The following is a 25,862-nucleotide window of genomic DNA, read 5'->3' as shown; positions in this document are numbered from 1 at the left end:
ATATATGTATGGCTTCATGGCGGCGACGGAAGGATAGGGTCGGGTTCTTCAATAAACAAAGGGACCTCCCATGACCTTATTTCTTAACGACGAACCAGGCGTGCCGCTCCAGGCGCCTGGCATCACGCTAACGCCTATTCATTCACTACCCGACGGCCATGCATTCGAGCCGCACACGTTCGCCGATCAGTGGTTGCTGGAGTTGGGACTGCTGGGTGATACACCGCTTCGTGTGACTTACCGGGAAGTTGGAGCCGCTGGTTTGGCTGCTGAAGATAGAATCGCATCGGTTCCCTTGCGTGCCGCTGTCACGCAGGGTTTTCTCAAGGCCTATCAAAGCAAGCTTATTGCTTCCCTCGCGGCTTTCAACCGATGCGAGGATTGGATCGAGTATCCCCACAGAAGCCATATGAAGCGGGATTTTTCGGCACTTCGTATCGACGGCTTTGTGCTTCCAAGAAACCTGTTGCAGAAGTTGCAAGCAGGCGTGCCGCCGGGCTACAGGGGGCCTGGGCTCGCTTTCGAGACCGATTCCGTCAATCAAGTTAACCCGCTTGCCCCTCAAGAAGAGGCTCGCCCTAAACAGCTGAAACATCTGGCCCCCCATAAGGCCGATCTGGATCGTTTGTTCGCAGGCTTGCCCACGTTCGACACGGCGCTGAAGAATTTGCTGGTCAATTCGATCAGGGAAAAGATCGAGCCGAACAAATTCCGTGGCGCAGCGCTATTGGCGATCGACCCGGACAATTGTTATGTGAATCACTTCACGACAGATTCCCTCGGGGCGCGCTCATGGGTTTCTTCAATGAGTTTCAGCGAAGTCATGATGGACTGTTTGTCTACTGACGAGCCTCCTGTATACGCCCAGGGAAGCGTAGGTTTTTTCACTCGCTCGGACACCGTGCAAGAGACCGAAAGCCTATTCGTCGACCCGGTGGATGCGCATATCCTGGCGGCCATGACGTCGGCGTTCCATATCGAGAACCCGACCACCAATATTCACCTGAGACGTCAGTTCCTTGATGATCTGGCCGCATTTCGCATGAAGGAGACCGTGAGAGATGCCCTCGACCCGGTTATCCCCTCTACCGCGCAAGATGAGCTGGTGCTCAGGCTTTCCCAACGATTCCTGTATTTATTCGATTTATACAAAGCCGATCGAGATCCCTCTGCACGGTTAACCCATGCGGAGCAGATCCTGCGCAATGACGAGGATCGCCTGCTGAGCATCATCACGACTCACCCTTCAGAGTCGGCCAGGGGAAGTTTGATGAGGAAAGAGCATCTTCCCCATGTATATAAGGTCATGCTTGAAATGGAGGGCGACTTGTCGCAGAAGTGGCCGGCCGCGATGGTGATCAAACAAAGTGATCAGCCGGCTTTATTTCTGTACTCCATGGAAGGAGGCATACAGCGGTTCGATGAGTTCCACGAGTTGGTGAATTCGGTAAGCCCGGTCTATCAAGGACAGCAGCGCAAAATCCAAAGTATTGACCAGGCGCTTCCTGAGCATGTATTCGAGCAGGCAGCAAACGACCTGCTTGATCTTCAGTACGCGGCGTTACAAGCCGTTCTAAAAGCACCGGAACGGGTGCAGTTCGATTTGGCCCGCTTTGCCCTGGATGCTGAGAAATCGCTGGAACTGCCGATGCTGGCGCTCGACGGTGTGCTGATCGCCCGAAGCGAAACCTTGTTCAAGAACAGTCGTCCGAGCGCCTACAAAATCGCGACGGTTGCGCAGAAGCGCATTTATCGCTTCCTCGAAGATGAGGCGCTGACAGCGGAAGGCGAAATTGCCAAAAGACGCGTTAAGACACTGTCGGAGTTCTCTCGCGAAAAAATCGTCGCTTATCTCCAGGAGCATCTGCACAAGGACATTGATCCCGATCCAGACCGGACGTTGATTACCCTGTTTCAAGGGCGCGCGTGTACCTCGAAGGACTCGCGGGCCACCAGCCTGACCCAACTGATGATCGAGAATACGCGCCCTTCGCAGTACCCCAATGCCATGAAGGAAATCCGGCCTGTCTATCTGGTCGATCAGGACGGCCAACCCATCAGCCATCCACTGACCCGTCGTTTCATTCTTTTAAAGGGGCCTGAGCTTGCCGAGATGGCGACAAGCCTTGATATCGGCGGCTGCTACGAGACGTACCTCAAGGAAAAAATGAATGCGCCCGACTACAAGGAGGCCTGGTGGGACGCTTACCTGGCCAATATGTCCCTCAAGGGCTACGAAGCCGTCCTCAAAGATGATGATGTACTCAAAGAGACCGTGACGGATGTGAGCGTCCATCCAGCACGCACCGAAAAACGGGTCGTGCTCTGGCAGGATGCGGTTATCAAATCAACGAGGGCAAAGGATCGCGCAAGAGTACAGGGAAGGGAGGTGCATGTTTACGGTCTGCTGTTGTGCGGGACCGTAGGCGTTGGAGGCCAGCATGGCAACTTGGGCAACGCAACCAGTGTCGACGGTGTGTTGATTTTTTCAGATCAGGACGGGCCGACAATACAGGGAACCGTTGGCGTCTATTTTCCGGACAGTCCCGGTGGCGATGATCTCCATGAGTTTGCCAATCTCAATGATGGTGTTGCGCAGCTTCTTCAGCGGGAAGAATGGCAGGTCTATTTCTCCTCCCGCATCGCCACTAACAATCCTGAAGAACTGAAACAAATATTCGGAACGCGAAGCGGTCGCCCCTTGGTTCGGGGCGCGTTGATCAGCGGTGATTTGTCTGAAGCGCTGCATCAGGCGCATGTAAGATTTCGAATTGCCCATGCCGATCATCGTTCCAACAGCAACCGCAACATCCTGCACCAAACCATTTTCAACCTTACCGTGATGGCGTTCGAAACGGTCCTGGACGTGGTTTCGTTTCTGGCACCCGCTTACGCCGCGTTGCAGCTGTATTTGATGGTCGCCAAGACTGGCCAAATCCCGCTTCACCTGAACATTGTCAAATACTTGATCCGCTCCGGCATCGCGCCGCGACCCATCGGAGGTGCGATGGGCACTTCACGAAATAGATCGTTCTCCCTAGAGGTATTGGCTCGTCTAAGCCAACAGGAAAAACCGATTGGGTTGCCATTGGAACAAGCAATCTACGGCCCCTACGCGGTGAAGGATGCAACGGTTATACGAGGGCTAACCCCGGACACTGGTGGGTTTTACCGCGTTACCGTTCGGGATGCAGCGACAGGCGCTGTCTCCGCTCGCCCGGTGTATGTGCGACAACCGGAGGGAATGGTGCTCCGGGTGCACGACAATACCAAGCTGAACGCAACCGAGGCGACCTTGGTCGATCCCGTTTCAGGGTCGAGCATCCGCTCCAGTGGCGTGATGAGAAGCACCGTGGCACGCATGCCGGATGGGGAATGGCGTGCGGTCGGGTTCGGCCGGGGAGGTGGCGGGGACCGTCCAACGCGGCAGTCCTCGCGGCCGGGCCCGTCAAGCTCGGGCACTGCTGGCCAGACGCTCGAGGACATGATCGCTGTGCTGGAACAGCCCGGCCAATGGGATTTTCTGCTGATGGATATCGTTCCCGAACTCGTGCCCCGTATTCCGAACTGGCCGCAAAACCGGGGCCTGGTCATCATGGATGTCAGGCCCGGGAGGCTCCCTTCCACCCTGCGGTTCTCGCACCAGGCAGGCCCGGAACGTTTGTCGAGCCGTCCGGATTACGCCACGGATGTGGTGGTGAGACGGTCGAGCGACAGCCACTATGACTTGATCCAGGCAGGTCGTGTCATTCCAATCCGAAGCCTCGGTGACTGTTTCTTCTCGGCGGTTACCCAGGGCTTGGACGAACTTGAGGGAAGGGTTGTTTTCTCCCCGACAGAGTTGCGCCTGGCGTCGGCAAGATACATTCGCGAAAACCTTGAATCGTTTCGCCATCTGGAAGTTCAGGACGCCCCCCGCCGAATGCAGCCGTCGGGTAGCCAGGGGGAGGAGGCGGTCGCGGAGGCGGGGCAGGTGTTTGTGAAAACGGAGACCACGCTTGAAAATCTTCTGGGCAGGGAGACCCTGGATGTTGTAACGAGGCTGCTCGCTGGCGCGCCTAACCCTTATAGGTTGTTTAGATCGCCGCGGGTACGCCTGTCGCTGCGTGCAGGTTTGGCTGCGGTCGGTTCCTCGTCGGAACTCTGGAGGCAAATCGAGCAGTTGGCGCCGGTCCGGCCTTTGTATGGATTGGCAACCTCATTCACGCCCTACACACCCGCCCAGAGAAGCGTTGTCGAAGAGCTCCTGGATATGACGCTGGTCGGCAACGAAGGTGGGAGAACGATCGATCTTCTGGCCAGGGATGGCTATTTTCAGTTGAACCGGGATTCGATTCATATCTTGCTTGAGTACGGCGTAGGTATCGATGAGTGGTACAAATTTTATCCCAAGAGCCCGACAGCCTATATTCCGAGCAGCGAGGCGGGTGCTGGGGATGTGCGGGGGCTCCTTAACGGCAGGGAGTTGGTGCATCCACATCAGTTGGCCGAGCTTGCCAATACACTTAACCTGAATCCCGGCAAGGGAAGGCCGACCAGCGGAATGATCGAGTTATTCCGCTATAGAAAAATGACTGGACGCACCGTTGGGTTACTTCGAGGTGCCCTGCGCAATAAAGGTAGGTTGTTGGCCCGGGCTGAGCGGGTTCTAGCCTCTCGTGTGATCGAAACCAATCTTGGCGGTGCGTTGCCCGTCTCTGTATTTTCAAGGTGGATAAGTCATCCGGCGCTCAGCTCGGCGAAGCTTGAGTTTATTGCCAGATATGCCGAAACCCGTGTGCAGGAGCTATTGAATACCGGCGATATCGATATCCGATGGATCCACGGGTTCACCGACAAGACGCTGAGAACCATCGAAATACATTCAGCACCGCTAGCAGCTTTTGTTCGTTTCCTGGAGCCACAATCGGGAAGTGCTACAGATATCGGTATGGCGGGTATCGCCAGATTGCTAACCGGCCCCGATGGCGTTCCGTCGAACTCCAGAACTATTATTTTGCTCGACGTCCCTAACTTGTTGGCTAATCTGACCCACAATTTTACCCGCGAGGAAGCCAGGAGTATTTGGACAGAGTTGATCAGCCCTTACTACAGTGACCTGAATATCTACGACGCGCTTGGGCAGGTCCGCCCGTTGAACTCCGAAGCGAATTTCACCTCGGCGTTGATCAACGCTCTCCAGCAGGATGTGGCACGCGCGCACCAGCTGATTGACCGTGTCTTTGCCGATCCCACGACCTCGGCGCAGGTACTGAATCACCTGTATCGCTTTGACTTTACGGCGAATCGAGCGGAACACAGCCTTCTGATGTTCGCAGAATACGTGAGTTGTTTTAACCGAATACCGGACTGGGCATGGCAATACAAAAAATATAAATAATGACAGAGCAATGGCTATCGCAAGGCCACTCGCGATAGCCGTCTGCTCTTGCTCAACGGCAAGCAGCCAAGCTTCGGACCTGCCCGCCTTCGCGTTGATTTTCTTCGCTAAGCCATCGTTCAAATGCCGCTCCGATCGCCGGCCACTCCGAGTCGAGCATCGAATACCACGCCGTGTCGCGGTTCTGGCCCTTGACGACCATGTGCTGGCGGAACACCCCCTCAAATGTGAAGCCCAGCCGCTCGGCGGCATATTTGGAGCGGGCGTTGCCGTTGTTGCACTTCCATTCGAGGCGACGGTAGCCGAGGGCGAACGACTCCTTGGCCAGCAGATAAACCGCCTCGGTGCTTTTCGGCGATCGCTGCATCGGCGCGCCAAAAGTGACGTGGCCGATCTCGATGCGGCCGTGGGCCGGCACGATGGACATCAGGCTGAGGATCCCTTGCACCTCGCCGCTGGCACGGTCGATCACGCTGAAAAAATACGGGTCGGTGTTGGCTGCATGGTTGTCCAGCCAGGCGTCGAAGTCGCCACGAACCTTGAAGGGACCGTAGGGCAAGTAGTCCCAGAGTTTCGGATCGGCCCCGGGGCCTTCGAGGGCTTGCCAAAGACCCTCGGCATGACGCGCCGGGTCGAGTTTTTCCAGGCGGATGAATCGCCCTTCGAGCAAGCGCGTAGATGGCGCCGAGACACCTTTCCAATCGGTAAGCGGGGTCGACATGCAGTGCTCCTTACAAGGCTTTGCGAAATTGAATGAAGCCTGGGCGTTCGGCGATGCGTTCGTAGAGTTGGATCGCGGTCGTGTTGGTCTCGTGGGTCAGCCAGTGGACCTTGGCACAACCGTCGGCCTTGGCCGTGGCATAGACGAATTCGATCAATTGCCGACCAACACCGGTGCCCCGACTTTGCTCGGTCACCAGCAAGTCCTGCAAGTAGCAGGAGTTCTCTATGCTCCAGTTCGAGCGGTGGTAAATGAAATGCACCAGGCCCACCGCCGTATCGCCGTGCCAGGCGAGGGCGCCGTGGGTTGGTTCGCGATCGTCGAGCAGGCGCTGCCAGGTGCTGTGGGTCACCGCTTCCGGCAGTTCGGTGTTGTAGAACCGTAGGTAAGCCTGCCATAGCGGCAGCCAGGCAGCGTGGTCTTCAGCAGTGACGAGGCGGATCTCGGTGTGGCTCATGTTCACTCCTTGGTGGATGCATCAGGCATCAGGCGTGACAGCGCCTGATCTTGCGGATCGGTGCTCGTGGCGAGACCGTTGCGCACTCCGGCGATATCTTCGGGGCTGCGGTTTTGGCTGAGCTTGCGTTTGCCTTCCAGGCGCTGGATAGGCAGCGAAAAACCAACGATGGCCTTGAGCATCGCTTCGACGTACTCGGCCGGTGCATCATCGAGTTTCCAGGGTTGGGCGCGGCCGGTTTCGTGACGTTCGGTGAGGGCGCCGACTACTTCGCGCAGGCGATGGGCGTCGCTGAAAACTTCGGCTGTGCCATAGGCGTGTACGGCCAGGTAGTTCCAGGTCGGCACCACTTTGCCGTGTTCGGCCTTGCTGGGGTACAGGCCCGGGCTGACGTAGGCATCGGCGCCGGGAAATATCACCAGGGCCTCGGCCCCGGCCTCCAGGTCGCGCCATTGCGGATTGGCCCGGGCCATGTGCCCGCGCAGGCTTCCGTGGGGACCCTGTCGCGTATCCAGCAGCAGCGGCAAGTGGCTGGCCTGTAGGCCGTGTTCACCCTGGGTGACCAGTACGGCCAAGCGGCAATCGTTCATCATTTGATGTAACTGGGGTATGTCTTGGACGGCGAAGGCTTTTGGGTTGTACATGAAAGTTTTTCCTTGGCGAATGCCAGCATCCTAGGCAGGCTATTGGTCTGTTGTAAGAGCCACTCCAGGCCAGTTTGATAGGTCCATTCCTGAGGCTGTGTGATGAACAACCCCGTGCCGCCGCTGTCGTTCAACCCCGCTGGAATCGAACTGGATCGCCGCCACGGGCTCAGCCGGCAGCTTTATCAGGCATTGCGGGCCCGCGTCCTGGATGGTCGCCTTGCAAGCGGCACGCGCCTGCCAGCTAGCCGCGACCTGGCGGCGGCCTTGTCCATTTCCCGCAACAGCGTGGTGCGTGCGTACGACCAGCTCTTTGCCGAAGGTTTTATCGAAGGACGCGTCGGTGACGGAACCTATGTGGCGAATCTGTCCGCAGTGGCGTTGCCGCTGAAGAAATTATCCACAAAAGCATCCACAGGCTTTTCAACAGGCTTACCCACAGGTTTATCCACAGAATGGCTCGATTTACCTGTGGGCCCATCCAGTAAAGTTATCCACAGCGACGCGCTGCTACGTGTCGAAAAGCATCATCTGGCCCAGCCGCCGGCGGGACCACCGCGTGCATTCCGGGTGGGTGTGCCGGCCTTCGACCTGTTCCCTTTTGATGTCTGGGCCAAGCTGAACGGGGCTTTCTGGCGCAAGCCGGATCTTCAACAGCTGTGCTACGGCGATTCTCAAGGAGACGAACGCTTGCGTGGCCTGATTGCGGCTTACCTGCGCAGTTCGAGGGGCCTGCAGTGCACGGCTGAACAAATTGTGATCACCAGCGGCGCGCAGCAGGGCATCAGCCTTTGTGCACAGCTGTTGGTCGATCCCGGTGACGTGGTGGCGGTGGAAAACCCAGGTTATCGCGCTGCGGGGCATGCGTTTGCGGTGGCTGGAGCCGACGTCCGAGGCGTGCCGGTGGACAGCGATGGCTTGGATTGCGCGGCGCTCGCGGCGTTGAGCCATTGTCGGCTGACCTATGTCACGCCCTCCCATCAATACCCGACCGGGGTGGTCATGAGCCTTGCGCGGCGGCTGGAGCTGCTGGGTTGGGCCGAACGCAACGACGGCTGGATCGTCGAGGACGATTACGACGGCGAATACCGCTACAGCGGCGCGCCGCTGGCGCCGTTGGCCGCGCTGGATCGCCAGGGCCGGGTACTTTACGTCGGCACCTTCGGCAAGGTGGCGTTCCCGGCCCTGCGCCTGGGTTATCTGGTGTTGCCGCCGGGCCTGGTCGACGCCTTCGCCCGACGGCGCGCCGTGGATGTGCGCCACTCCGAAGTCAGCACCCAGGCCGTGATGGCCGAGTTCATGGCCGCCGGGCATTTCCAGCGACACATCAGGCGCATGCGTCGGGCGGCCCTGGCTCGGCGGGATGCGTTGTTGGCGGGTTGGCCCAAGGCTGTCGAGGGTGTTGGCGCCATGCCCACGGTCGTCGCCGGGCTGCATGTCACGGTGCCCGTGGACAGCGTCGAGCGTGAAGGTGAATTGATTGCCCAGGCGGCCAGCATCGGCGTGGAGATCAATGGCCTGAGCGGCTATTGGTTGCCTACCACGCCTGCGCAGGTCCGCGCCGGGCTGGTGCTGGGGTTCGCGGCAGTCCCGCCCGCGGCGATCGGCACGGCGCTGGCGAGCCTGGCTAAGGCCTGGGATGTCTGACGGCCCGCGGCCGGGACATCAATTGCAGGCCAGGCTCGGCTTCATGGCCGTTTCTTTGGAAAGAACACATGTATGGCCTGATCCACGGCAATTTCGCTGCGGTAACGATCAATCAATTGACGTTGGTTCAATCGATCCAAGGAGATGTCTGCCATGCCTGACTTGGCCTGCTCAGGGGTTCTCAGGTGTGCCGAAAGAAACTTAAGGTCGACCCCCCAAAAGGTGGAGTAGTGAAAGTCCGCGAACCATAGCGGCTTGCCGCTTTGTTTGTCCTGAATTTCATACCGGTCGAGGTATCTCTTTCCCGCCGGGGTCTTGATGCGCTTTCGGTTGATTCGTTTAGTCACGTGGATGAGGTTTCGTTCGTTTAGCCAAGTGACGCCGCTCATGTTGGGCGGGCTTCGTTTGATGAGCCCCAGTACGGTCTCGTGTTCCTCGGCGCGTAGCGCCGTCGCTTCGCTCTTGAGCTGCAATCGCAAGGATTCGGCGGAACTCCGTTCTTCTGGCGCAAGTTCGACCGTTTCGTTCCTGGCCCGGTCGAGCGCCTTTTCGATTGCATTGGCGACTGTATCGAACCGGCTCGCATGGGCGCCCATGATCAATGAAATACCGGACGGTGTACGGTCTGGCTGCTGCACGTCATCTTGGACTTGTGTTTTGAAGGCAGAGAGTCCTTTGATCAGGGCTTTGCCTTTCTTGACGCTGGTTTTCAGAGCGGGGATCGCCGGAGGTTCGTTGGCCTCGATATGGGGGACCCATTCACCGGTTTCTTTGCGGTGGAATAAAGCGATCATTTCACCGGATAACGGATTCCTCACCTCGACCCAACCCGTTTCTTCGTACGAGCTGGTCAGGCGAGCCACGCCGCTGACGACTCCCCAGAAGCGGCCTCTGATGAACTTCCTCCTGGAGCGGGGGCGTTCCTCATACACAGTCAGCGATTGTCGTTTATTGCTTCGCTCGTCGAGGGCCTTGGCCAAATGACGCAACGCTCGCTCTTTTGCCTTGGTTATTCGATTACCCAGATGCTTGAGTTGTTGAGTGTTAGCGCTGTCCTGATATTCGTTTCCCATGTAGTCCAGGTGCTCTTGGATGGCCGTGAACTGTTCCGTCAGGCTGCCGAGTGCATCGATTTGTTCGTCCAGCCGGATCTTGGTTGTTTCATCGAGCGCCTCGCGCAAGGTTTGGAAGGCCACCATCGCATTGTCGATCAGTCGGTCAATCTCCAGCCAACCTTCGGGCATTGTTTTAACGCTGTCGAGGGTCAGGCAGAGGTGGCGATACATTTCCAATTGAAGAATTCGTAGATCGTCGCTGGTGTAGGAAGGCATTTTTCTGCGGTATTCGCGCACAAACTCAAAGCCTCCGAGCCCGAGTTTCTTGAGCTTGGAAAAGCGTGTCTCAATATATTCCAGACGCTCGATCATGTTGTCACCGAGCTGAATCATGCTGTTGGCAGCATCGACGTGTCGTTGCTCGCGCATTTGGAAGCGAGGGGTGATCATGTCCCTCGCCTGCGCCATGGCGGGCAGAAATTGTTCCCGCAATATGTCCATGTCGGCGAAAGTGAAATTTATTTGCGCGTTCAGGTAACCAAGGCTCACGCGCGGAGCATCCGGCCTCGCCTGGAAGACCGGCCACTCCATCAAAGCGCTCAATGCCCGTTCATAGTTTTGCCGCTGCGTTTGCAGGGAGACTCTATAAGCTTCAGCAAAAATGTCCCTGGTATCGGCCGATGCCCGCTCCATGTTTTGAGCACCGATATTCAGCGCCCATTCGTTATACGTTCTGCTTTCTTCAAATTTATTGAGTTCGGCAAGCAATTCGATGTTGCGGCGTTGTGCCGCGACGACGACTTTCTGCCTGACGCCTTTCGATCCGCTGCCCTTTAATCGCAAGCGACTATCGATTCTCCACTGGTCACGCTCGTCCCGGAGCAAGGGGGGGCCGGAGCGTGTGTCCTTGATGATGCTGACCTGCTCGCCCTCGACGCTGACTTCAAAACACTGGCTCGCCAGCTTTGCGTACCACTTCCCATTTTTCGGGTAGAGGCCTTTGAACACGCCTTCGCTCTCGGGTTGCCCGAGGTTATCGGGCGCATCGATGCTGAAGCTAGCGAGAAGCCCGGCGTGACTGCCGGATTTACCCATCAAGGCGCCACTGGTATGGATGAACTCGTAGTGCTCTTGTGACAGTTCTTTTTGCACGAGTGGCGAAAGTGTCTCGATGCTTGGTTTGGAAAGTGGTGCTGGCACATTTTGTTTCGGGGCTACTTCAGGCGCTTGTGTTGGTCGTTCGCGGCTGCCTGCTTTGGAGCGATCGATAGCAATATTGACCACGCCTAACGCCACGTTTAACAGCAAATCCACGACGGCCTCCCACTTGGTCTGGTCCTTGCGCTCTCCGTCGTCCTGCGCTAACCGTTCCAAGTCCTCCAGTATCTGCCAGAGCCAGGTCGCGGTGTTCGCCGTGGTGCCGAGATAGGGCAACGCCAGATTGAAAATCAACCACCCCGTCTGTTTGAACGACTCCCAACGGCTCTCGCTGTTGGAAACCGATTGTTTATCGGCGAGTGTCACCAGGGCGTTGGCGTTGGCCTTGAACAACAGCGGCATGAAATCGGCTCCCAAGGATTCGTCGCTTAAGGTGATGGGCCCCGCGTTGGCTAATGATGTGATGGGGGTCGCCACGAACTCCAAAGCGGCCCAGGGCGAAGGCAGGGCGCCCGGGAAAACCAGTCGGCTGTAAGTGTCCCGCACCCCATCGGGCAGCCACGCCAGTACCGATTGGCGCAACGTGGCTGACTGCTTGATGGCATAGAGCAAATTGCTGAACGAGGGGAACTGGCACAGCTGCGGTTCGAGTAGAGGGCGGTAGAGCAGACAGGGGCCGGCGCTGGGTGTCTGCGGGCCGATCACAAACATATTGGCCACGATGTCCTCGGAAATACCGAGCTGCAACTCTGGCACGAACGCCAGCTTGCGCAGGACAATGGCTTGCCCGTCAACCTTGCGGTCGGCTTCCAGCGGCTCCATCAGCGCCGCGACGTAACGACAGCCGCGATCATCGATATCGCCCAGCCCCTTCAATTTACTTTCCAGCGCAAGCAGGGGCAGCTGTATGCGTAGCTGTGAACTGAACAGGCGCTCTCGACGGGACGATTGCGTTGGATCGTCGAGTAGTTTTCGTTTGATCAGCTCTGGATAGACGCGACCGATATCGACCTGGGTAATAAGGCGCTCAAGGTAGTCCACCGTCACCCATTCGGGGAGCTCGGTCCCGTCCACGGACTTCACGGTTTTGTTGCCCTGTGGAAGCGCAATCAGGTTTTGCAAGGCGAGATCGATTAAGTTGAACTCGGTTGTGTCGAACTTGAACGGAACGACAAAGGTCCCCCAGACCACCGGGCTTGTTATCTCGATGACGATTGTTTCCGGTTTCAGAGTCGAAACATCGCTGTGGTCGGATTGCATCTGGGTTTTCAAGGCATTTGACGCGTAGTCCTTGATCGAAGGGATATCCTCCAGGTAAGTTTCGCCGGCGTGGGAACTGCCCAGCGCCGACAGGTTTTTCATGTATTGAGCGAACAACGTCTGGTCGGCTACTGGTGCGTTGCGTAACCAATCGGGTATCTGCTGCTTGAACCACGCCTCGCCTGGTCCGACCGCGATTCCACTGATGGGTATTTCGGGCTCAGCAGCGACAGCGTCCGACTCCGTACGAGGGTTTCCGAGCACCCTGACCTGCACACCAATAAGTCCACAGGCCTTGCTGTCGAAAATGTTTGCGCGCGGTTCATAGAGCCGCCAGCGTATCGCGGTGGTGGGGTGAGAGAGCGATAGATGATCGGTAAGGGACTGGCCCAATGCGTCACGTGTCTCGAACTTCTCATAACCGCTGTACAACGAGTGCGTAAGGATGACCTCCTTGTCATCGATCTGACCGATCAGGACGACCAGCGAGTTCTCGTTCAAGCGAGTGACCTGAGTGTCAGCGACTGCATCGACGTCGACCAGATACGCGTGGCTTTGGAATTTATCCTTACGGTCTTGCGGGTCGGGGTACAGGTAAAGTTGCCTGGCCATGGCACATTCGTCCGCCGTCCAGCCCTTGAGTTGCCGCACGTCCCAGAATTTGCGCAATGTATTGGACAGCTCATGCCAGCGGGCACCGTAATGACCGAATGGCATGTTCCAGTAAGCCAGTTGTTGTTCCTGGTTGGCCTTCAACATCGCGGGCGCCAGCTCATTGATCAACCTTCCGATTTGCTCGATGCGCACCGGCAAATGCACTTCGGGTTCGGTAATCGGCAGCCGGGTCAGGAAGTGCAAACCCTCAATCAACAAGGTCGGATGTTTCTGGTCGATCTGATCGGCCAGTAAGTTGCTCAGTGACTCATAACGGGTTGGCAACGCTACGATTTCGCCGCCGACGATGTCCCAGGCCGGTTCGGCGAGGACGGTTGTGTAGGGGTCCAGGTCCAAGGACGGATAAAGGTCCTTGAGCGCACCTTGCAGGAGTCCGGCGGCCACTTCCGGGTAGGTGGGGCCTGCAAGCAATTGGTTGAGCAATGCTGCCTTGATGCTTGCGTCGGACGTAGGGCCTGTGTCAGTCGAGTCGAGTGTCATTTGCGTGTCCCTCCTTGAACATGAAAACCCGAAGCCGAACGCTTCGGGTTTTTCATGCTAGGGAGGCACGGACTGGGGCAGGTGGTAACTATGTATAGGCCGACGTATGACCTTGGCGCCGATACGACGTGGTTACTGGCCGGATTTGATTCGCGTCCAGGCTCGCGTGCGTGCGCGCTCGGCATCCCTCGGCAACGGTTGAAGCGTATACAGCGTCGCCATGGCCGCTTCGGTCGGGTACAGGTTGGAGTTGCCGCGGATCGCTGGGTCGACGCTTTCGGTAGCGTCTTTGTTCGGGTTCGGATAACCGACAAAATCACTGATCGGCGCGATCACCTGCGGTTGCAACAAGTAATTGATGAAGGTGTAGGCGTCGTCCGGGTTTTTCGCCCCTTTAGGAATGGCGAGCATGTCGAACCAGATCGGCGCGCCCTCCTTGGGCAGGCGCATGTCCACCGTCACGCCGTTCTTGGCTTCCTTGGCGCGGTTGGCCGCCTGGGAGAAGCTGCCGGAATAACCGACGGCCACGCAGATATCGCCGTTGGCGATATCCGCCATGTATTTGGAGGAGTGGAAATAGGTGATGTAGGGCCGAATCTTCAACAGCAGCGCTTGGGCCTTGGCGTAGTCCGCCGGCTTATTGCTGTTGGGGTCCAGGCCCAGGTGCTGCAAGGCCAGGGGCAGGATTTCCGAGGGCGAATCGAGCAAGGCCACGCCGCACTGCTTGAGCTTGCTGATGTTTTCTTCCTTGAAGATCAGGTCCCAGCTGTCCACCGGCGCGTTTTCACCCAGCGCGGCCTTGACCTTGTCCGGGTTGAAGCCGATCAGGATGGTGCCGTACATGTAAGGCACGGCGAATTTGTTGCCTGGGTCGTTGGCCTCGATCAGCTTCATCAGCTTGGGATCGAGGTGGTTCCAATTCGGCAGCTTGCTGCGATCCAAGGGCTGGAACACCCCGGCTTCGATCTGCTTGGCCAGAAACACGTTGGACGGCACCACCACGTCGTAGCCAGCGTTGCCCGTCAGCAGCTTGGCCTCCAGGGCTTCGTTGGTGTCGAAGATGTCGTAGATCAGCTTGACCTGGCTGTTCTGCGCCTTGAAGTCATCCAAGGCCTTGGGCGTGATGTAGTCGAACCAGTTGTAGACGCGCAATGTGCGCTCCTCGGCCTGAGCGGCGCCACACAGCAGCGCGGCGCACAGGGCCGGGGCCATCAAACGCTTGAGTCTGTTCATGCTGTTGTTCCTCATTGGGCGCTTTGGAAACCTTCAAGGACGTTCACGGCGTTGATGCCGATTTCTGCCACTGCGTAGCCGCCTTCCATCACGAACAAGGTCGGTTTGCCGAGGGCGGCGATGCGTTTGCCCATCGCCAGGTAATCCGGGCTGTCGAGCTTGAATTGTGAGATCGGATCTTCCTTGAAGGTGTCCACGCCCAGAGACACGACGATGACATCGGCATCGTAGCGTTGGACTTCGCCGCAGGCTTGCTCCAGCGCGGCGCTCCAGGTTTCCCAACCCGAGCCCGCCGGCAAAGGGTAGTTGAAGTTAAAGCCCGCGCCGGCACCTTCGCCGCGCTCATCTTCGTAGCCCAGAAAGAACGGGAACTCGGCCTCCGGGTGGCCGTGGATCGACGCGAACAGCACGTCGCTGCGCTCGTAGAAAATCGATTGGGTGCCGTTGCCGTGGTGGTAGTCCACGTCGAGGATCGCAACCTTTTTGTGCCCCTGGTCAAGAAAGGCCTGTGCTGCGATGGCGGCATTGTTGAGGTAGCAATAACCACCCATCAAGTCGCTGGCAGCGTGGTGTCCCGGTGGGCGACACAACGCGAAGGCGCTACGGGCGCCACGCTGGATGTCGGCCTGGGCGGTGAGGGCGACCTGGGCTGCGCTGTACGCCGCTTGCCAGGTACCGGCGGTAATCGGCGCTCCTCCATCAAAGCTGTAATAGCCGAGCTGGCCGTGCAGGCTGGTCGGGATCACCGAGCGCAAGGTGCGGGCCGGCCAGGTGTAGGGCAGCAGGTCACCGTCGCGATTGAACTCGGTCCAACGCTCCCAGGCGCCTTTGAAAAATTCCAGGTACGCCGGGCTGTGGACACGCTGGATCGGCGCGAGGCCGAAGTCCTTCGGCGCCTCCACCGGCCCCAACGCCCGAGCCTTGACCCGCTCCAACACATGGTCGGCCCGGGACGGCATTTCGAAACAGGGCATCAACTGCCCATCCATCAATTCGCAGCGTCCGTGGTGCAGGTGGTGATCGTCTGAGTAGATCGTCAGCATTCTTGTTCTCCGCAGGGCTGATTCGTTGGAACACAGTCTTGCGGCGCGAAGCGTTTCGGAGAACGGCAGGAGAGGCCAAAAGGGGATCGAAATGGCCAAAAGGTTTGACCGTAAATCGCCCCTTGTTGGCGCGGGTGTGAGCCGATTCGGGGCGTGGACGGGTTCGCAGTTTCACAACCCGTGGCGAGGGAGCTTGCTCCCGCTGGGGGGCGAAGCCGCCCCAACCGATCCAACGCGTTTCTATAGATAATCCGCGTCAGCCGGTTTGCGACGGCTACGCCGCCGAGCGGGAGCAAGCTTCCTCACCACGGGGATCGTGTTGAAGCCAACTTTCACGCCCTGAACCGACTCGGCGCCACGCCGCTCCAGCGCACGAAGGCATGGCGAAAGCTCGCTGTTTCACTGAAGCCAAGCAGTTCGGCGATCCGGTAGATCGGCAGCTGATCCTCGCAGAGCATCTGCTTGGCCCGCTCGAAGCGCAGTTCATCGAGCAGTTCTTGGTAGCTGCAACCCAGGTCCTTGAGGTGCCGGCGCAGGGTGCGCGCCGAGCAGTTCATTTGCTCGGCCAGGCCTTCCAGGCCCGGGGCGGCGTCCAGTTGCGCGCCGAGCAGTTGGCGGATTCGTCCCAGCCAGGCTTGGCGGCCGGTGAATTCCGTGTTTTGCCGCCGACAACGTTCGGCCATGGCTTGGTGGGTGATGGGGTCGGCCAGCGGCAAGGGTTGTTCCAGCCAGTAGCGATCGAAGGCGAAGGCGTTATCGAAGCTGTCGAAGCGCACCGGGCAGTCAAACAGGTAGGCGTAGCGCGCCTGGTAGTCCGGCGCCGAGTGTTCGAAGCGCGCCGCGCGCAAGGGCAGCGGGTGACCGAGCAGGTCGTTGCAGATCACCTTCAGCGACACCATGCAGAACTCGGCGTTGAACACCGCCAGGGCCGGGTTCTCCCGGTAGTCGCCGGCGCTGAGCCAGATGTGCTCGCCGTCGTCCTCCAAGGCCAGCTCGAAAAGTGTTCCCAACAGCGCCGGGTAGCGCAACGCCAGGCGCAAAGCGTCACCTAAGGTGGCACTCGTGAGCAGGGCGTATCCCAGCATGCCGTAGGAAGAAACGTGCATGTTGCGCCCCAATTCCAAGCCAATGTCGCGCTTGAGGGCCACGGCGTTGGCACAGACCTGCATCTCTTGGTTGGTGGTGATGCGCGTGTCGGCCCGGCTCAAGTCCGCCGTGCTGATGCCGCTGCCGGCCAGCAATGCATCACTGGGCAGGCCATCGTGCTTGAAGGCATCGAGTACCAGGGAGACGGCGTTGAGGGTGGTGAGGTGGGAATGCAACATGGTCCGTTTCCAGCCTGGGGAGACGGGAGACGGAGCAAGTTGTATGCCGAACGGTATCTGCCAGGACACTGCCATTGTGGCGAGGGAGCTTGCTCCCGCTGGGCCGGTCCGACGCCTCGGGCGAAGCGGCCCCCTAAATCTTGCGGTCGCTGCGCAACCGAGCGGGAGCAAGCTCCCTCGCCACAAAAGCCACTCACCACAACTCGGTGCAGGTTCGGATCAGCTCAGCTCGCCACACAGATCCAGCTCAACCAGCCGGCGAACCTCATCCACCGGCAACCCCGCGCCAATCAATGCCTGCAACTTGCCGAACGCCGCCTCGCGGGTCATGCCGCCGCCGGACAGCACGCCAACGCCGCGCAAACGGCTGCCGGCTTCGTACACGTCCAGCTCGACGCCGCCTTCATGGCACTGCGTCACCGCCACGACCACCACGCCGCTGTCCCGCGCCCGTGCCAGGCTGGCGAGGAACGCCGGGCTGTCGCTCGGCCCGGTGCCGCTGCCGTAGCACTCCAGCACCAGGCCCTGGATGCCGCTGCCCAGCAGGCCATCGATGATCTCGGCACCGATGCCGGGAAACAGCGGCAACGCCGCGACATTCGCCAAGTGTTTGGGCTGGTTGTAATTCAGCTGCGTTGGCAGGGAAGCCGCCTTGATGCCCCCGCCCTGACGTTCCAGGCGCTTGAACGGATGACGGCCGAAGCTGCGCACTTTCGCGCAACGGGTCGGCGCCAGCAGTTCACCGTGGAAATAAAGGTGTACGCCCGGCGCCAGGCCTTGGCCGAGGGCGACCAGCGCGCCGCTGAGGTTTTCCCAGGCATCGCTGTCGGTCACGCCGGCGGGCAGCATCGAACCGGTGAAGCAGACCCGCCCATGCAGGCCCAGCAACTGGAAGCTCATCGCAGCGGCGCTGTAGGCCAGCGTGTCGGTGCCGTGGAGGATCAGCACGCTGTCGCAGCCTTGCACATCCACGGCATCGACCACCGCTTCGCGCAGTTGCTGCCAGTACGCTGGCGTCATGTTGGCGCTGTCGATCAGCGGCGCCATTTCCCGGAAGCGCCACTGGGGCACGACCAGTTCGGGTTGGCTGTGCAGGTAGTCGCGCATCCGCGCTTCGAAGCCGGATGCCGGGGCCAGGCCGTTGGCGCTGGCTTGCATGCCGATGGTGCCGCCGGTGTAGAGCACCATGACGTGCTGGGCGGCAGGATAGGTCGAGGCATTCATGGGAAGTTCTCCGAGGACGAAAACAGCAGCTTCACTCGCTGCCGCAACATAAGGTCGAGCATGACGCCGACCTTATGTTGTGTCACGCCGGACGCAGGGGATGCGCCCGGTTTTTTTCCAACAGACCGTTGATCAGCGTTGCGCTGCAGCCAGGCTTGCCGGAGCGTTGCCGGAATCGGCGGCAGGCGCCGACGGGCTCGCTGGCCAGGCTTTGCGGTCCAGGTCCAGGTCAGGGAACTTGCTCGAATCGAAGACAGGCACCTTGATGCCGGCCGAGCGCTGGTCGTCGTAGTCGCGCAGGATGCGCATGCCGACTTTGAACAGCAGGAACAGCGCGATCAGGTTCACGAACGCCAGCAGGGTCATGGTGATGTCGGCGAACGCGAACACGGTGCCCAGGTTCTCGATGGCGCCCCAGAAAATCAGTGCCAGGACCAGGGTGCGATACGCCATCAGCGCCTTGCGGTTTTCACCCAGCATGAAGCGCAGGTTGTTTTCGCCCAGGTAGTAGTTGTAGAGGATCGAGGTGAAGACGAACAACGACAGGGCCACGGAGATGAAGACCCGGCCCCAGTCACCGACCACGGCCGCCAGGGAGTTCTGGGTCAGGGCAATGCCGTCGCCTTCGAAACCTGGAGTGTAGAAGCCCGACAACAGGATCAGCAGCGCGGTGCAGGTGCAGATCACGAAGGTATCCAGGAACACGCTGAACGCCTGGACCACGCCTTGGGCGACCGGGTGCTCGACGGACGCAACGGCCGCGACGTTAGGCGCGCTGCCCAGGCCGGCTTCGTTGGCGAATACGCCACGCTTGACGCCCATGACAATGGCGCTGCCAATCAGGCCACCGAAAGCCTGGTCCAGGCCAAAGGCGCTCTTGACGATAGTCGCCAGCATGCCCGGCACGTGTTCGAACTGCAGCACGATCACGTAGAGGGTCACGGCGATATACGCCAGGGTCTTGACCGGTACCAGCAGGTCGGCCACTTTGGCGATACGCTTGATCCCGCCGATGAACACCAGGCCCAGCAATACCGCCAGGCCCAAACCGGTGTAGGTGGTGTCGAGGCCAAAGGCGTTGTTCAACGAGTGAGTCACGGCGTGGGCTTGCAGGCCGTTGAAGGCGAAGCCAAAGGTGATCAGCAGCAGGAATGCCATGATCATGCCCAACCAGCGCTTCTGCAGCCCGTGCTGGATGTAATAGGACGGGCCGCCACGGTACTGGCCTTCGGAGTCGCAGCGCTTGTAGAGCTGGCCGAGGGAGCATTCGAAGAAGCTGCTGGACATGCCGACCAGCGCGGTCACCCACATCCAGAACACCGCACCCGGACCACCGAGGGTCACCGCAATGCCGACACCGGCGATGTTGCCCGCGCCGACGCGGCCGGCCAGGCTGAGCATCAAGGCCTGGAACGAACTGAGCTGGTCGGTGCTGCTTTTCAGGCTGTCACGGAACACCGCGAACATATGAAAGAAATGACGGAACTGGACGAAACGCGAGCGGATCGTGAAGTAGCCACCGAGCCCGACAATGAGCGCGATCAGCACTTTCCCTGAGAGGAAGTCGTTGATGACTTCGAGCATGAGTATTCCTCGCTGTTTTTTGTTAAAAGCAAATGCTGGCCATTTGGAAACATCGTGTTACGTCCGTCGGCACGCGGCTCGACAGAGGGGGCGATGTTTCGTCCCGGTCCACTTCGCGGGTTTGTTATTAGTTCGGTTTTCGCATGTTTCGAGGCCTCGTTGACGACGACCACCCATGCGAAGAGGGGCGGCACTATACCTATCAGTGCGACGCCCGTCTGCACAGTTGTGGTGCATACGACGAAACGAACCCTTTTATCTCCTGGCCTTTCGGTCAGGTTCCTGAAGGAGCAAGCCGGTTCGCGATGGCTGGCGACGCGGGGTACAACGGCAGCGCGTCGTTGTTTGTCGCGAGCAGGCTTGTTCCTACAAATTTCGCTGGCGCCTCAGTTGACGGTTAAAAAAAAGGGCTTGGGGTACGAGTCCCCAAGCCCTCAAAAGGTGAGAGGTGTCTAGTCCCTCGACCTGGTGAGCGGTGGTGGCGTCGATCAAGCCTTGAGCGGGACCAGACGCGGAGCAATCATGTTTTCCGGGCGCAGGATGTCGTCGAGCATGGCGTCGTCGAGCAAGCCTTCTTCGCGCACCAGCTCCAGCACGCCGCGGCCGCTTTCCAGGGCAACACGGGCGATGCGGGTGGCGTTTTCATAGCCGATGTACGGGTTCAGGGCGGTGACCAGGCCGATCGAGTGCTCGACCAGCTCGCGGCAGCGCGCTTCGTTGGCGGTGATGCCGACGATGCAGTGCTCGCGCAGCATGTCCATGGCCCGTTGCAGCAGGCGGATCGAGTCGAAGATCTTGAAGGCGATCAGCGGCTCCATCACGTTCAGTTGTAGTTGGCCGCCTTCGGCCGCCATGGTCAGGGCCAGGTCGTTGCCGATGATCTGGAATGCCACTTGGTTGACCGCTTCCGGAATCACCGGGTTGACCTTGCCCGGCATGATCGAGCTGCCTGGCTGGCGGGCCGGCAGGTTGATTTCGTTGATGCCGGTGCGTGGGCCGCTGGACAGCAGGCGCAGGTCGTTGCAGATCTTCGAGAGCTTGACCGCGGTGCGCTTGAGCATGCCGGAGAACAGCACGAAGGCGCCCATGTCGGAGGTGGCTTCGATCAGGTCGGCGGCCGGCACCAGCGGCTGGCCGCTGATGGTTGCCAGGCGCTGTACGGCCAGGGCCTGATAGCGTGGGTCGGCATTGATGCCGGTGCCGATGGCGGTGCCGCCCAGGTTCACTTCGGTCAGCAGCTCGGGCGCCAGGGTCTTCAGGCGCGCCAGGTCTTCGCTCAGGGTGGTGGCGAAGGCACGGAATTCCTGGCCGAGGGTCATCGGCACGGCGTCTTGCAGTTGGGTGCGGCCCATTTTCAAGACGTGGCTGAATTCCTCGCCCTTGGCGGCAAACGCCTGGATCAGGCTGTCGAGGCTGGCCAGCAACGCGTCGTGGCCCAGCAGCAGACCCAGGCGGATCGCGGTCGGGTAGGCGTCGTTGGTGGACTGCGCCATGTTCACGTCGTTGTTGGGGTGCAGGTACTGGTATTCGCCCTTCTGGTGACCCATGGCCTCCAGCGCGATGTTGGCGATGACTTCGTTTGCATTCATGTTGGTCGACGTGCCGGCGCCGCCCTGGATCATGTCCACCACGAATTCTTCGTGGAAATCTCCGCGGATCAACCGTGCACAGGCTTCGCTGATCGCGGCGTGCTTGGCTTCGCTGAGCTGGCCCAACTCACGGTTGGCGTCAGCGGCGGCTTGCTTGACCATTGCCAGACCGACCACCAGTTTAGGGTAATGCGAGATCGGGACACCGGAGAGACGAAAGTTGTTGATCGCTCGTAGGGTCTGGATGCCGTAATACGCTTGCGCCGGTACATCGAGTACGCCAAGCAGGTCTTTTTCTGTGCGGAATGATGCAGCGGAGGACATGATGGAAATCATCTCAATAAGGACCCGGTCAGAGCCGGAACGCTGTGAATCCTAGGCTTTCAGAAAAATTTGGGCCAATGCTGTTAAACACTGGCCTATGCATATTCGGCATAATGCCCGTGTGACGCCGACAGTGCGGCGAGCGTGTGACCTGCTTTGGTGCGTCCCTCGGGAGGACGGTAATGAATCTAGAAAGCAAATGGCTCGAGGACTTCAGTGCCTTGGCCGCGACGCGCAGCTTTTCCCAGGCGGCCGAACGCCGCTTCGTGACGCAACCGGCCTTCAGCCGACGGATCCGCAGCCTTGAAGCGGCGCTGGGGCTGACGCTGGTCAACCGCTCGCGCACGCCGATCGAATTGACGGCGGCGGGGCAGTTATTTCTGGTGACGGCGCGCACGGTGGTCGAGCAATTGGGCGAAGTGCTGCGGCATTTGCATCATCTCGAAGGCGGGCAGGGAGAAGTCATCCAGGTGGCGGCGGCCCACTCCCTGGCGCTGGGCTTCTTCCCCCGTTGGATCGCTCAACTGCGTAACGAAGGTATGAACATCGCCACGCGGCTGGTCGCCACGAACGTCGGCGATGCCGTGCACGCCTTGCGCGAGGGCGGTTGTGACTTGATGCTGGCTTTTTATGACCCCGATTCAGCCATGCAGATGGATCCAGAGATTTTCCCTTCGTTGCACTTGGGCCAGACCGAGATGCTGCCGGTGTGCGCGGCCGATCCACACGCAAGGCCGTTGTTCGACCTCGAAGGCGAAGCCAGCGTGCCGCTGTTGGCCTACAGCGCGGGGGCGTTTCTCGGGCGTTCGGTGAACCAATTGCTGCGCCAGCGTGCGCTGCGCTTTACCACGGTGTACGAGACGGCCATGGCCGACAGCCTGAAAAGCATGGCCCTGGAAGGGCTGGGCATCGCCTGGGTGCCTCACCTGAGCGTGCGCAACGAACTGGCCCGGGGCGAGCTGGTGATCTGCGGCGGGGCGCAATGGCATGTCCCGCTGGAGATCCGCCTGTACCGCTGCGCCCTGGTGCGCAAGGCCAATGTGCGGTTGCTGTGGCGCAAGCTCGAGGGTGGGGTGGTGCAGGGTGTCACGGGATCTTGATAGCACTGCAAACCCTGTGGGAGCGAGCCTGCTCGCGATGGCGGACTAGCAGGCAATACTTGCTCGACTGATACACCGCTATCGCGAGCAGGTCCGCCCCCACAAAGGGATTTGCGGTGCTGCAACATTGACTTCTAAGTCAATAAAATCACCGCTTCACCACAAAAAGCAGATGGTCGGCGAAAGTGCGTTTAATCCTTCGTTTTCGGTATACTGCCCGGCCTTCGGTCGGTTCATCCGACCATCATTCGTACAACAAGCCACGCCGGTTTCCTGCGTGGCTTGTTGTTTTTTGACGCGCCCCAGGGCGCCCAGAGAGAAGAGGCACGACGATGAGTGCACTGGTTGGCGTGATCATGGGCTCCAAGTCCGATTGGTCCACCCTTAGCCACACCGCCGATATGCTGGAAAAGCTCGGCATCCCTTACGAGGTGAAAGTGGTGTCTGCCCACCGTACCCCGGACCTGCTGTTCCAGTACGCCGAAGAAGCCGACGCGCGTGGCATCGAAGTGATCATCGCCGGCGCCGGTGGTGCGGCCCACTTGCCAGGCATGTGTGCGGCCAAGACTCATTTGCCAGTACTGGGCGTGCCGGTGCAGTCCTCGATGCTCTCGGGTGTCGATTCGTTGCTATCGATCGTGCAGATGCCGGCCGGCATTCCGGTCGCTACCCTGGCCATCGGCAAGGCCGGCGCGATCAATGCCGCCCTGCTGTCGGCGAGTATCCTGGGCGCCAAGCATCCCCAATTTCATACCGTGCTGAAAAAATTCCGCGCTGAGCAGACAGACAGCGTCCTGGACAATCCGGACCCACGCATTGCCTGAGGTTGTTGAAGAATGAAGATCGGTGTAATCGGTGGCGGCCAGTTGGGTCGCATGTTGGCCCTGGCGGGTACGCCGCTGGGGATGAACTTCGCTTTCCTGGACCCGGCGCCGGACGCCTGTGCCGCTGCCTTGGGTGAACACCTGCGGGCCGATTATGGCGACCAGGATCACTTGCGCCAATTGGCCGATGAGGTCGACCTGGTGACCTTCGAGTTCGAAAGCGTCCCGGCTGAAACCGTGGCCTTCCTGTCCCAGTTCGTCCCGGTCTACCCGAGCGCCGAAGCCCTGCGTATCGCCCGCGACCGTTGGTTCGAAAAGAACATGTTCAAGGACCTGGGCATCCCGACGCCGGCCTTTGCCGACATCCAGTCCCAGGCTGACCTGGAAGCCGCGGTCGCTTCAATCGGCCTGCCGGCCGTGCTCAAGACCCGTACCCTGGGTTACGACGGCAAGGGCCAGAAAGTCCTGCGCAACCCTGAAGATGTCGCCGGCACCTTTGCCGAGCTGGGCAGCGTCGGCTGCCTGCTGGAAGGTTTCGTGCCGTTCACCGGTGAAGTCTCGCTCATCGCCGTGCGTGCCCGCGACGGTGAAATCCGCTTCTACCCGCTGGTGCACAACACCCACAAGGACGGGATTCTCAAGCTGTCCGTCGCCAGCACCGACCATCCACTGCAAGCCCTGGCCGAAGACTACTCCAGCCGCGTGCTCAAGCAGCTTGACTACGTTGGTGTGATGGCGTTCGAGTTCTTCGAAGTGGACGGGGGCCTCAAGGCCAACGAAATCGCCCCGCGTGTCCACAACTCCGGGCACTGGACCACTGAAGGCGCCGAGTGCAGCCAGTTCGAAAACCACCTGCGGGCGGTCGCTGGGTTGCCGCTGGGGTCGACCGCCAAGGTCGGTGAAAGCGCGATGCTGAATTTCATCGGCAAAGTGCCGGACACCGAGAAAGTCCTGGCAATCGCCGACTGCCACCTGCATCACTATGGCAAGGCTTTCAAAGTGGGGCGCAAGGTTGGCCACGCCAACCTGCGTTGCGCCGACCGTGCCACGTTGGCCCAGCAGATCATCAAGGTCGAAACGCTGATCGCCGAACAATAGTCTGCAACGGCGGTGGAACCATTCATCGGCTAACCTCTCTCATGGCTAAGTGCCAAAACCCGATCAGGGTTTTGGCTTAGCGTTCAATCAGAGGGAAATGCCATGGGAATCATCGGAACCATTTTAATCGGCTTGATCGTTGGCCTGCTCGCACGCTTCCTGAAGCCCGGCGATGACAGCATGGGCTGGATCATGACTATCCTGCTCGGTATCGGCGGTTCGTTGGCGGCCACTTACGGCGGCCAGGCCCTGGGCATCTATCAGGCCGGCGAAGGCGCGGGCTTCATCGGCGCCCTGGTGGGTGCCATCGTGTTGCTGGTGATCTACGGCCTGATCAAAAGAAACTGATCAAACCTGATGAAGCCCTCTCCGCGCGGCGCACGGAGAGGGCTAAACTGCCCGGCGTTTCATTCCATTCTTTGCCGAGCCCTTTCATGCGCCGTCTAGTGTTGACCCTTCTTTTGCTGGGCAGTGGCCTGGCCCACGCCGCCGAGCTACCGGAAACCGACTGGCTCGAACTGATGCCCAAGTCGGACCAGAAAGCCCTCGAGGCGATGCCCGAGATCGATCACGACTCCCCCGAAGCCAGTGGCACCTTCACCGAAAAAGGTGGCCTCAAGCAAAGCAAAGGCTTGCCGGCGGTGATGTACTCGACCAAGACCGTGGCGTCGATGAATGACAAGCACCTGCGCATTGGCGGCTATCCGGTTCCTTTGGAAACCGACGCCAAAGGCCGCAGTACGCTGTTTTTCCTGGTGCCTTACCCGGGCGCCTGCATCCACGTTCCCCCGCCGCCGCCCAATCAATTGGTACTGGTGCGCTATCCTAAGGGCGTGAAGCTCGACGACATCTATACGCCGCTGTGGGTCACCGGCACCCTGAAGATCGAGAAGGTCGACAACGACCTGGCGAGCGCGGCGTATGCGCTGGATGCGGAGAAGGTGAGGGTGGTGCAGGAGGCGGATTTGTGACCGGCCGGTTGACCTGACACAGTTCCAATTGTGGGAGCGAGCTTGCTCGCGATGGCGATGCATCAGTCGA

17 protein-coding genes are annotated in these 25,862 nt (G+C 59.7%); 7 read left to right on the top strand and 10 right to left on the bottom strand.

Features of this window, described 5'->3' with window-relative positions; genetic code table 11:
• Positions 1-70: 70 nt before the first annotated feature.
• Positions 71-5,380 (top strand): dermonecrotic toxin domain-containing protein, encoded by a 5,310-nt coding sequence (locus J3Q04_RS25190; protein WP_434608777.1) that lies wholly within the window; start codon positions 71-73, stop codon positions 5,378-5,380.
• Between the two features lie 52 nt (positions 5,381-5,432).
• On the opposite strand, the gene J3Q04_RS25185 is transcribed toward J3Q04_RS25190, so the two are convergent.
• Genes J3Q04_RS25185 through J3Q04_RS25175 form a run of 3 tightly spaced genes read right to left on the bottom strand, consistent with a single transcriptional unit; the run spans position 5,433 to position 7,202 of the window.
• Positions 5,433-6,101 carry a GNAT family N-acetyltransferase gene (locus tag J3Q04_RS25185; RefSeq protein WP_420766112.1) on the bottom strand — a complete coding sequence of 223 codons (669 nt, stop codon included), beginning with the start codon at positions 6,099-6,101 and terminating at the stop codon, positions 5,433-5,435.
• 10 nt (positions 6,102-6,111) lie between these two features.
• Positions 6,112-6,558, bottom strand: a complete 447-nt coding sequence (locus tag J3Q04_RS25180; protein ID WP_420766113.1) for a GNAT family N-acetyltransferase — start codon at positions 6,556-6,558, stop codon at positions 6,112-6,114.
• A gap of 2 nt (positions 6,559-6,560) precedes the next feature.
• Complete coding sequence (locus J3Q04_RS25175) at positions 6,561-7,202, bottom strand: FMN-binding negative transcriptional regulator (RefSeq protein ID WP_434608780.1); 642 nt, start codon at positions 7,200-7,202, stop codon at positions 6,561-6,563.
• A 102-nt stretch (positions 7,203-7,304) separates the two neighbouring features.
• Here J3Q04_RS25175 and J3Q04_RS25170 point away from each other — a divergent pair, with 102 nt between their 5' ends.
• Positions 7,305-8,849 (top strand): PLP-dependent aminotransferase family protein, encoded by a 1,545-nt coding sequence (locus tag J3Q04_RS25170; protein WP_434608781.1) that lies wholly within the window; start codon positions 7,305-7,307, stop codon positions 8,847-8,849.
• 41 nt (positions 8,850-8,890) lie between these two features.
• On the opposite strand, the gene J3Q04_RS25165 is transcribed toward J3Q04_RS25170, so the two are convergent.
• From J3Q04_RS25165 to aspA, 7 genes are all read right to left on the bottom strand, one after another.
• Positions 8,891-13,477, bottom strand: a complete 4,587-nt coding sequence (locus J3Q04_RS25165) for a dermonecrotic toxin domain-containing protein (protein WP_434608783.1) — start codon at positions 13,475-13,477, stop codon at positions 8,891-8,893.
• A gap of 132 nt (positions 13,478-13,609) precedes the next feature.
• Complete coding sequence (locus tag J3Q04_RS25160) at positions 13,610-14,710, bottom strand: polyamine ABC transporter substrate-binding protein (RefSeq protein WP_434561574.1); 1,101 nt, start codon at positions 14,708-14,710, stop codon at positions 13,610-13,612.
• Positions 14,711-14,721: 11 nt separating this feature from the next.
• Positions 14,722-15,753 carry a histone deacetylase family protein gene (locus J3Q04_RS25155; protein ID WP_434608785.1) on the bottom strand — a complete coding sequence of 344 codons (1,032 nt, stop codon included), beginning with the start codon at positions 15,751-15,753 and terminating at the stop codon, positions 14,722-14,724.
• Between the two features lie 332 nt (positions 15,754-16,085).
• The gene (locus J3Q04_RS25150) at positions 16,086-17,078 is read right to left on the bottom strand and encodes an AraC family transcriptional regulator (protein ID WP_434608787.1); all 993 of its coding nucleotides are present in this window, start codon (positions 17,076-17,078) and stop codon (positions 16,086-16,088) included.
• Between the two features lie 219 nt (positions 17,079-17,297).
• Entirely contained in the window at positions 17,298-18,302 is a 1,005-nt protein-coding gene (locus J3Q04_RS25145) for an asparaginase (RefSeq protein ID WP_434608789.1), read from the bottom strand.
• A 132-nt stretch (positions 18,303-18,434) separates the two neighbouring features.
• A complete protein-coding gene (locus J3Q04_RS25140) occupies positions 18,435-19,886 on the bottom strand; it encodes an alanine/glycine:cation symporter family protein (RefSeq protein WP_434608791.1) in 1,452 nt (483 codons plus the stop codon).
• Positions 19,887-20,374: 488 nt separating this feature from the next.
• On the bottom strand, positions 20,375-21,799 hold the full coding sequence (gene aspA / locus J3Q04_RS25135; protein ID WP_434608793.1) for an aspartate ammonia-lyase: 1,425 nt from the start codon (positions 21,797-21,799) through the stop codon (positions 20,375-20,377).
• Positions 21,800-21,981: 182 nt separating this feature from the next.
• On the opposite strand from aspA, the gene J3Q04_RS25130 reads away from it, so the two are divergent.
• The 5 genes from J3Q04_RS25130 to J3Q04_RS25110 all read left to right on the top strand — a co-directional run bounded on the left by J3Q04_RS25130 (position 21,982) and on the right by J3Q04_RS25110 (position 25,792).
• The gene (locus tag J3Q04_RS25130; RefSeq protein ID WP_420767105.1) at positions 21,982-22,899 is read left to right on the top strand and encodes a LysR substrate-binding domain-containing protein; all 918 of its coding nucleotides are present in this window, start codon (positions 21,982-21,984) and stop codon (positions 22,897-22,899) included.
• Positions 22,900-23,231: 332 nt separating this feature from the next.
• Positions 23,232-23,723 (top strand): 5-(carboxyamino)imidazole ribonucleotide mutase, encoded by a 492-nt coding sequence (gene purE / locus J3Q04_RS25125; RefSeq protein WP_420767106.1) that lies wholly within the window; start codon positions 23,232-23,234, stop codon positions 23,721-23,723.
• A gap of 12 nt (positions 23,724-23,735) precedes the next feature.
• Positions 23,736-24,821, top strand: a complete 1,086-nt coding sequence (locus J3Q04_RS25120; RefSeq protein WP_420767107.1) for a 5-(carboxyamino)imidazole ribonucleotide synthase — start codon at positions 23,736-23,738, stop codon at positions 24,819-24,821.
• Positions 24,822-24,923: 102 nt separating this feature from the next.
• Entirely contained in the window at positions 24,924-25,169 is a 246-nt protein-coding gene (locus J3Q04_RS25115; protein ID WP_186611365.1) for a GlsB/YeaQ/YmgE family stress response membrane protein, read from the top strand.
• Positions 25,170-25,255: 86 nt separating this feature from the next.
• The gene (locus tag J3Q04_RS25110) at positions 25,256-25,792 is read left to right on the top strand and encodes a DUF3299 domain-containing protein (RefSeq protein ID WP_082112055.1); all 537 of its coding nucleotides are present in this window, start codon (positions 25,256-25,258) and stop codon (positions 25,790-25,792) included.
• Positions 25,793-25,862 lie beyond the last annotated feature (70 nt).

The sequence above is a fragment of the Pseudomonas sp. D4-21 genome (assembly GCF_051132125.1).
Taxonomy (GTDB): domain Bacteria; phylum Pseudomonadota; class Gammaproteobacteria; order Pseudomonadales; family Pseudomonadaceae; genus Aquipseudomonas.
Note: the sequence above shows the minus strand (reverse complement) of the source record. Positions and strands in the feature narration are given on the sequence as shown.

Bases quoted from the DNA above. Each gene is read 5' to 3' on its own strand.
- J3Q04_RS25165 (WP_434608783.1), bottom strand. From the start codon at position 13,477: ATGACACTCGACTCGACTGACACAGGCCCTACGTCCGACGCAAGCATC.
- J3Q04_RS25155 (WP_434608785.1), bottom strand. From the start codon at position 15,753: ATGCTGACGATCTACTCAGACGATCACCACCTGCACCACGGACGCTGC.
- J3Q04_RS25130 (WP_420767105.1), top strand. From the start codon at position 21,982: ATGAATCTAGAAAGCAAATGGCTCGAGGACTTCAGTGCCTTGGCCGCG.
- J3Q04_RS25170 (WP_434608781.1), top strand. From the start codon at position 7,305: ATGAACAACCCCGTGCCGCCGCTGTCGTTCAACCCCGCTGGAATCGAA.
- J3Q04_RS25160 (WP_434561574.1), bottom strand. From the start codon at position 14,710: ATGAACAGACTCAAGCGTTTGATGGCCCCGGCCCTGTGCGCCGCGCTG.
- J3Q04_RS25175 (WP_434608780.1), bottom strand. From the start codon at position 7,202: ATGTACAACCCAAAAGCCTTCGCCGTCCAAGACATACCCCAGTTACAT.
- purE (WP_420767106.1), top strand. From the start codon at position 23,232: ATGAGTGCACTGGTTGGCGTGATCATGGGCTCCAAGTCCGATTGGTCC.
- J3Q04_RS25150 (WP_434608787.1), bottom strand. From the start codon at position 17,078: ATGTTGCATTCCCACCTCACCACCCTCAACGCCGTCTCCCTGGTACTC.
- J3Q04_RS25115 (WP_186611365.1), top strand. From the start codon at position 24,924: ATGGGAATCATCGGAACCATTTTAATCGGCTTGATCGTTGGCCTGCTC.
- J3Q04_RS25185 (WP_420766112.1), bottom strand. From the start codon at position 6,101: ATGTCGACCCCGCTTACCGATTGGAAAGGTGTCTCGGCGCCATCTACG.
- J3Q04_RS25190 (WP_434608777.1), top strand. From the start codon at position 71: ATGACCTTATTTCTTAACGACGAACCAGGCGTGCCGCTCCAGGCGCCT.
- J3Q04_RS25180 (WP_420766113.1), bottom strand. From the start codon at position 6,558: ATGAGCCACACCGAGATCCGCCTCGTCACTGCTGAAGACCACGCTGCC.
- J3Q04_RS25120 (WP_420767107.1), top strand. From the start codon at position 23,736: ATGAAGATCGGTGTAATCGGTGGCGGCCAGTTGGGTCGCATGTTGGCC.
- J3Q04_RS25110 (WP_082112055.1), top strand. From the start codon at position 25,256: ATGCGCCGTCTAGTGTTGACCCTTCTTTTGCTGGGCAGTGGCCTGGCC.
- aspA (WP_434608793.1), bottom strand. From the start codon at position 21,799: ATGTCCTCCGCTGCATCATTCCGCACAGAAAAAGACCTGCTTGGCGTA.
- J3Q04_RS25145 (WP_434608789.1), bottom strand. From the start codon at position 18,302: ATGAATGCCTCGACCTATCCTGCCGCCCAGCACGTCATGGTGCTCTAC.
- J3Q04_RS25140 (WP_434608791.1), bottom strand. From the start codon at position 19,886: ATGCTCGAAGTCATCAACGACTTCCTCTCAGGGAAAGTGCTGATCGCG.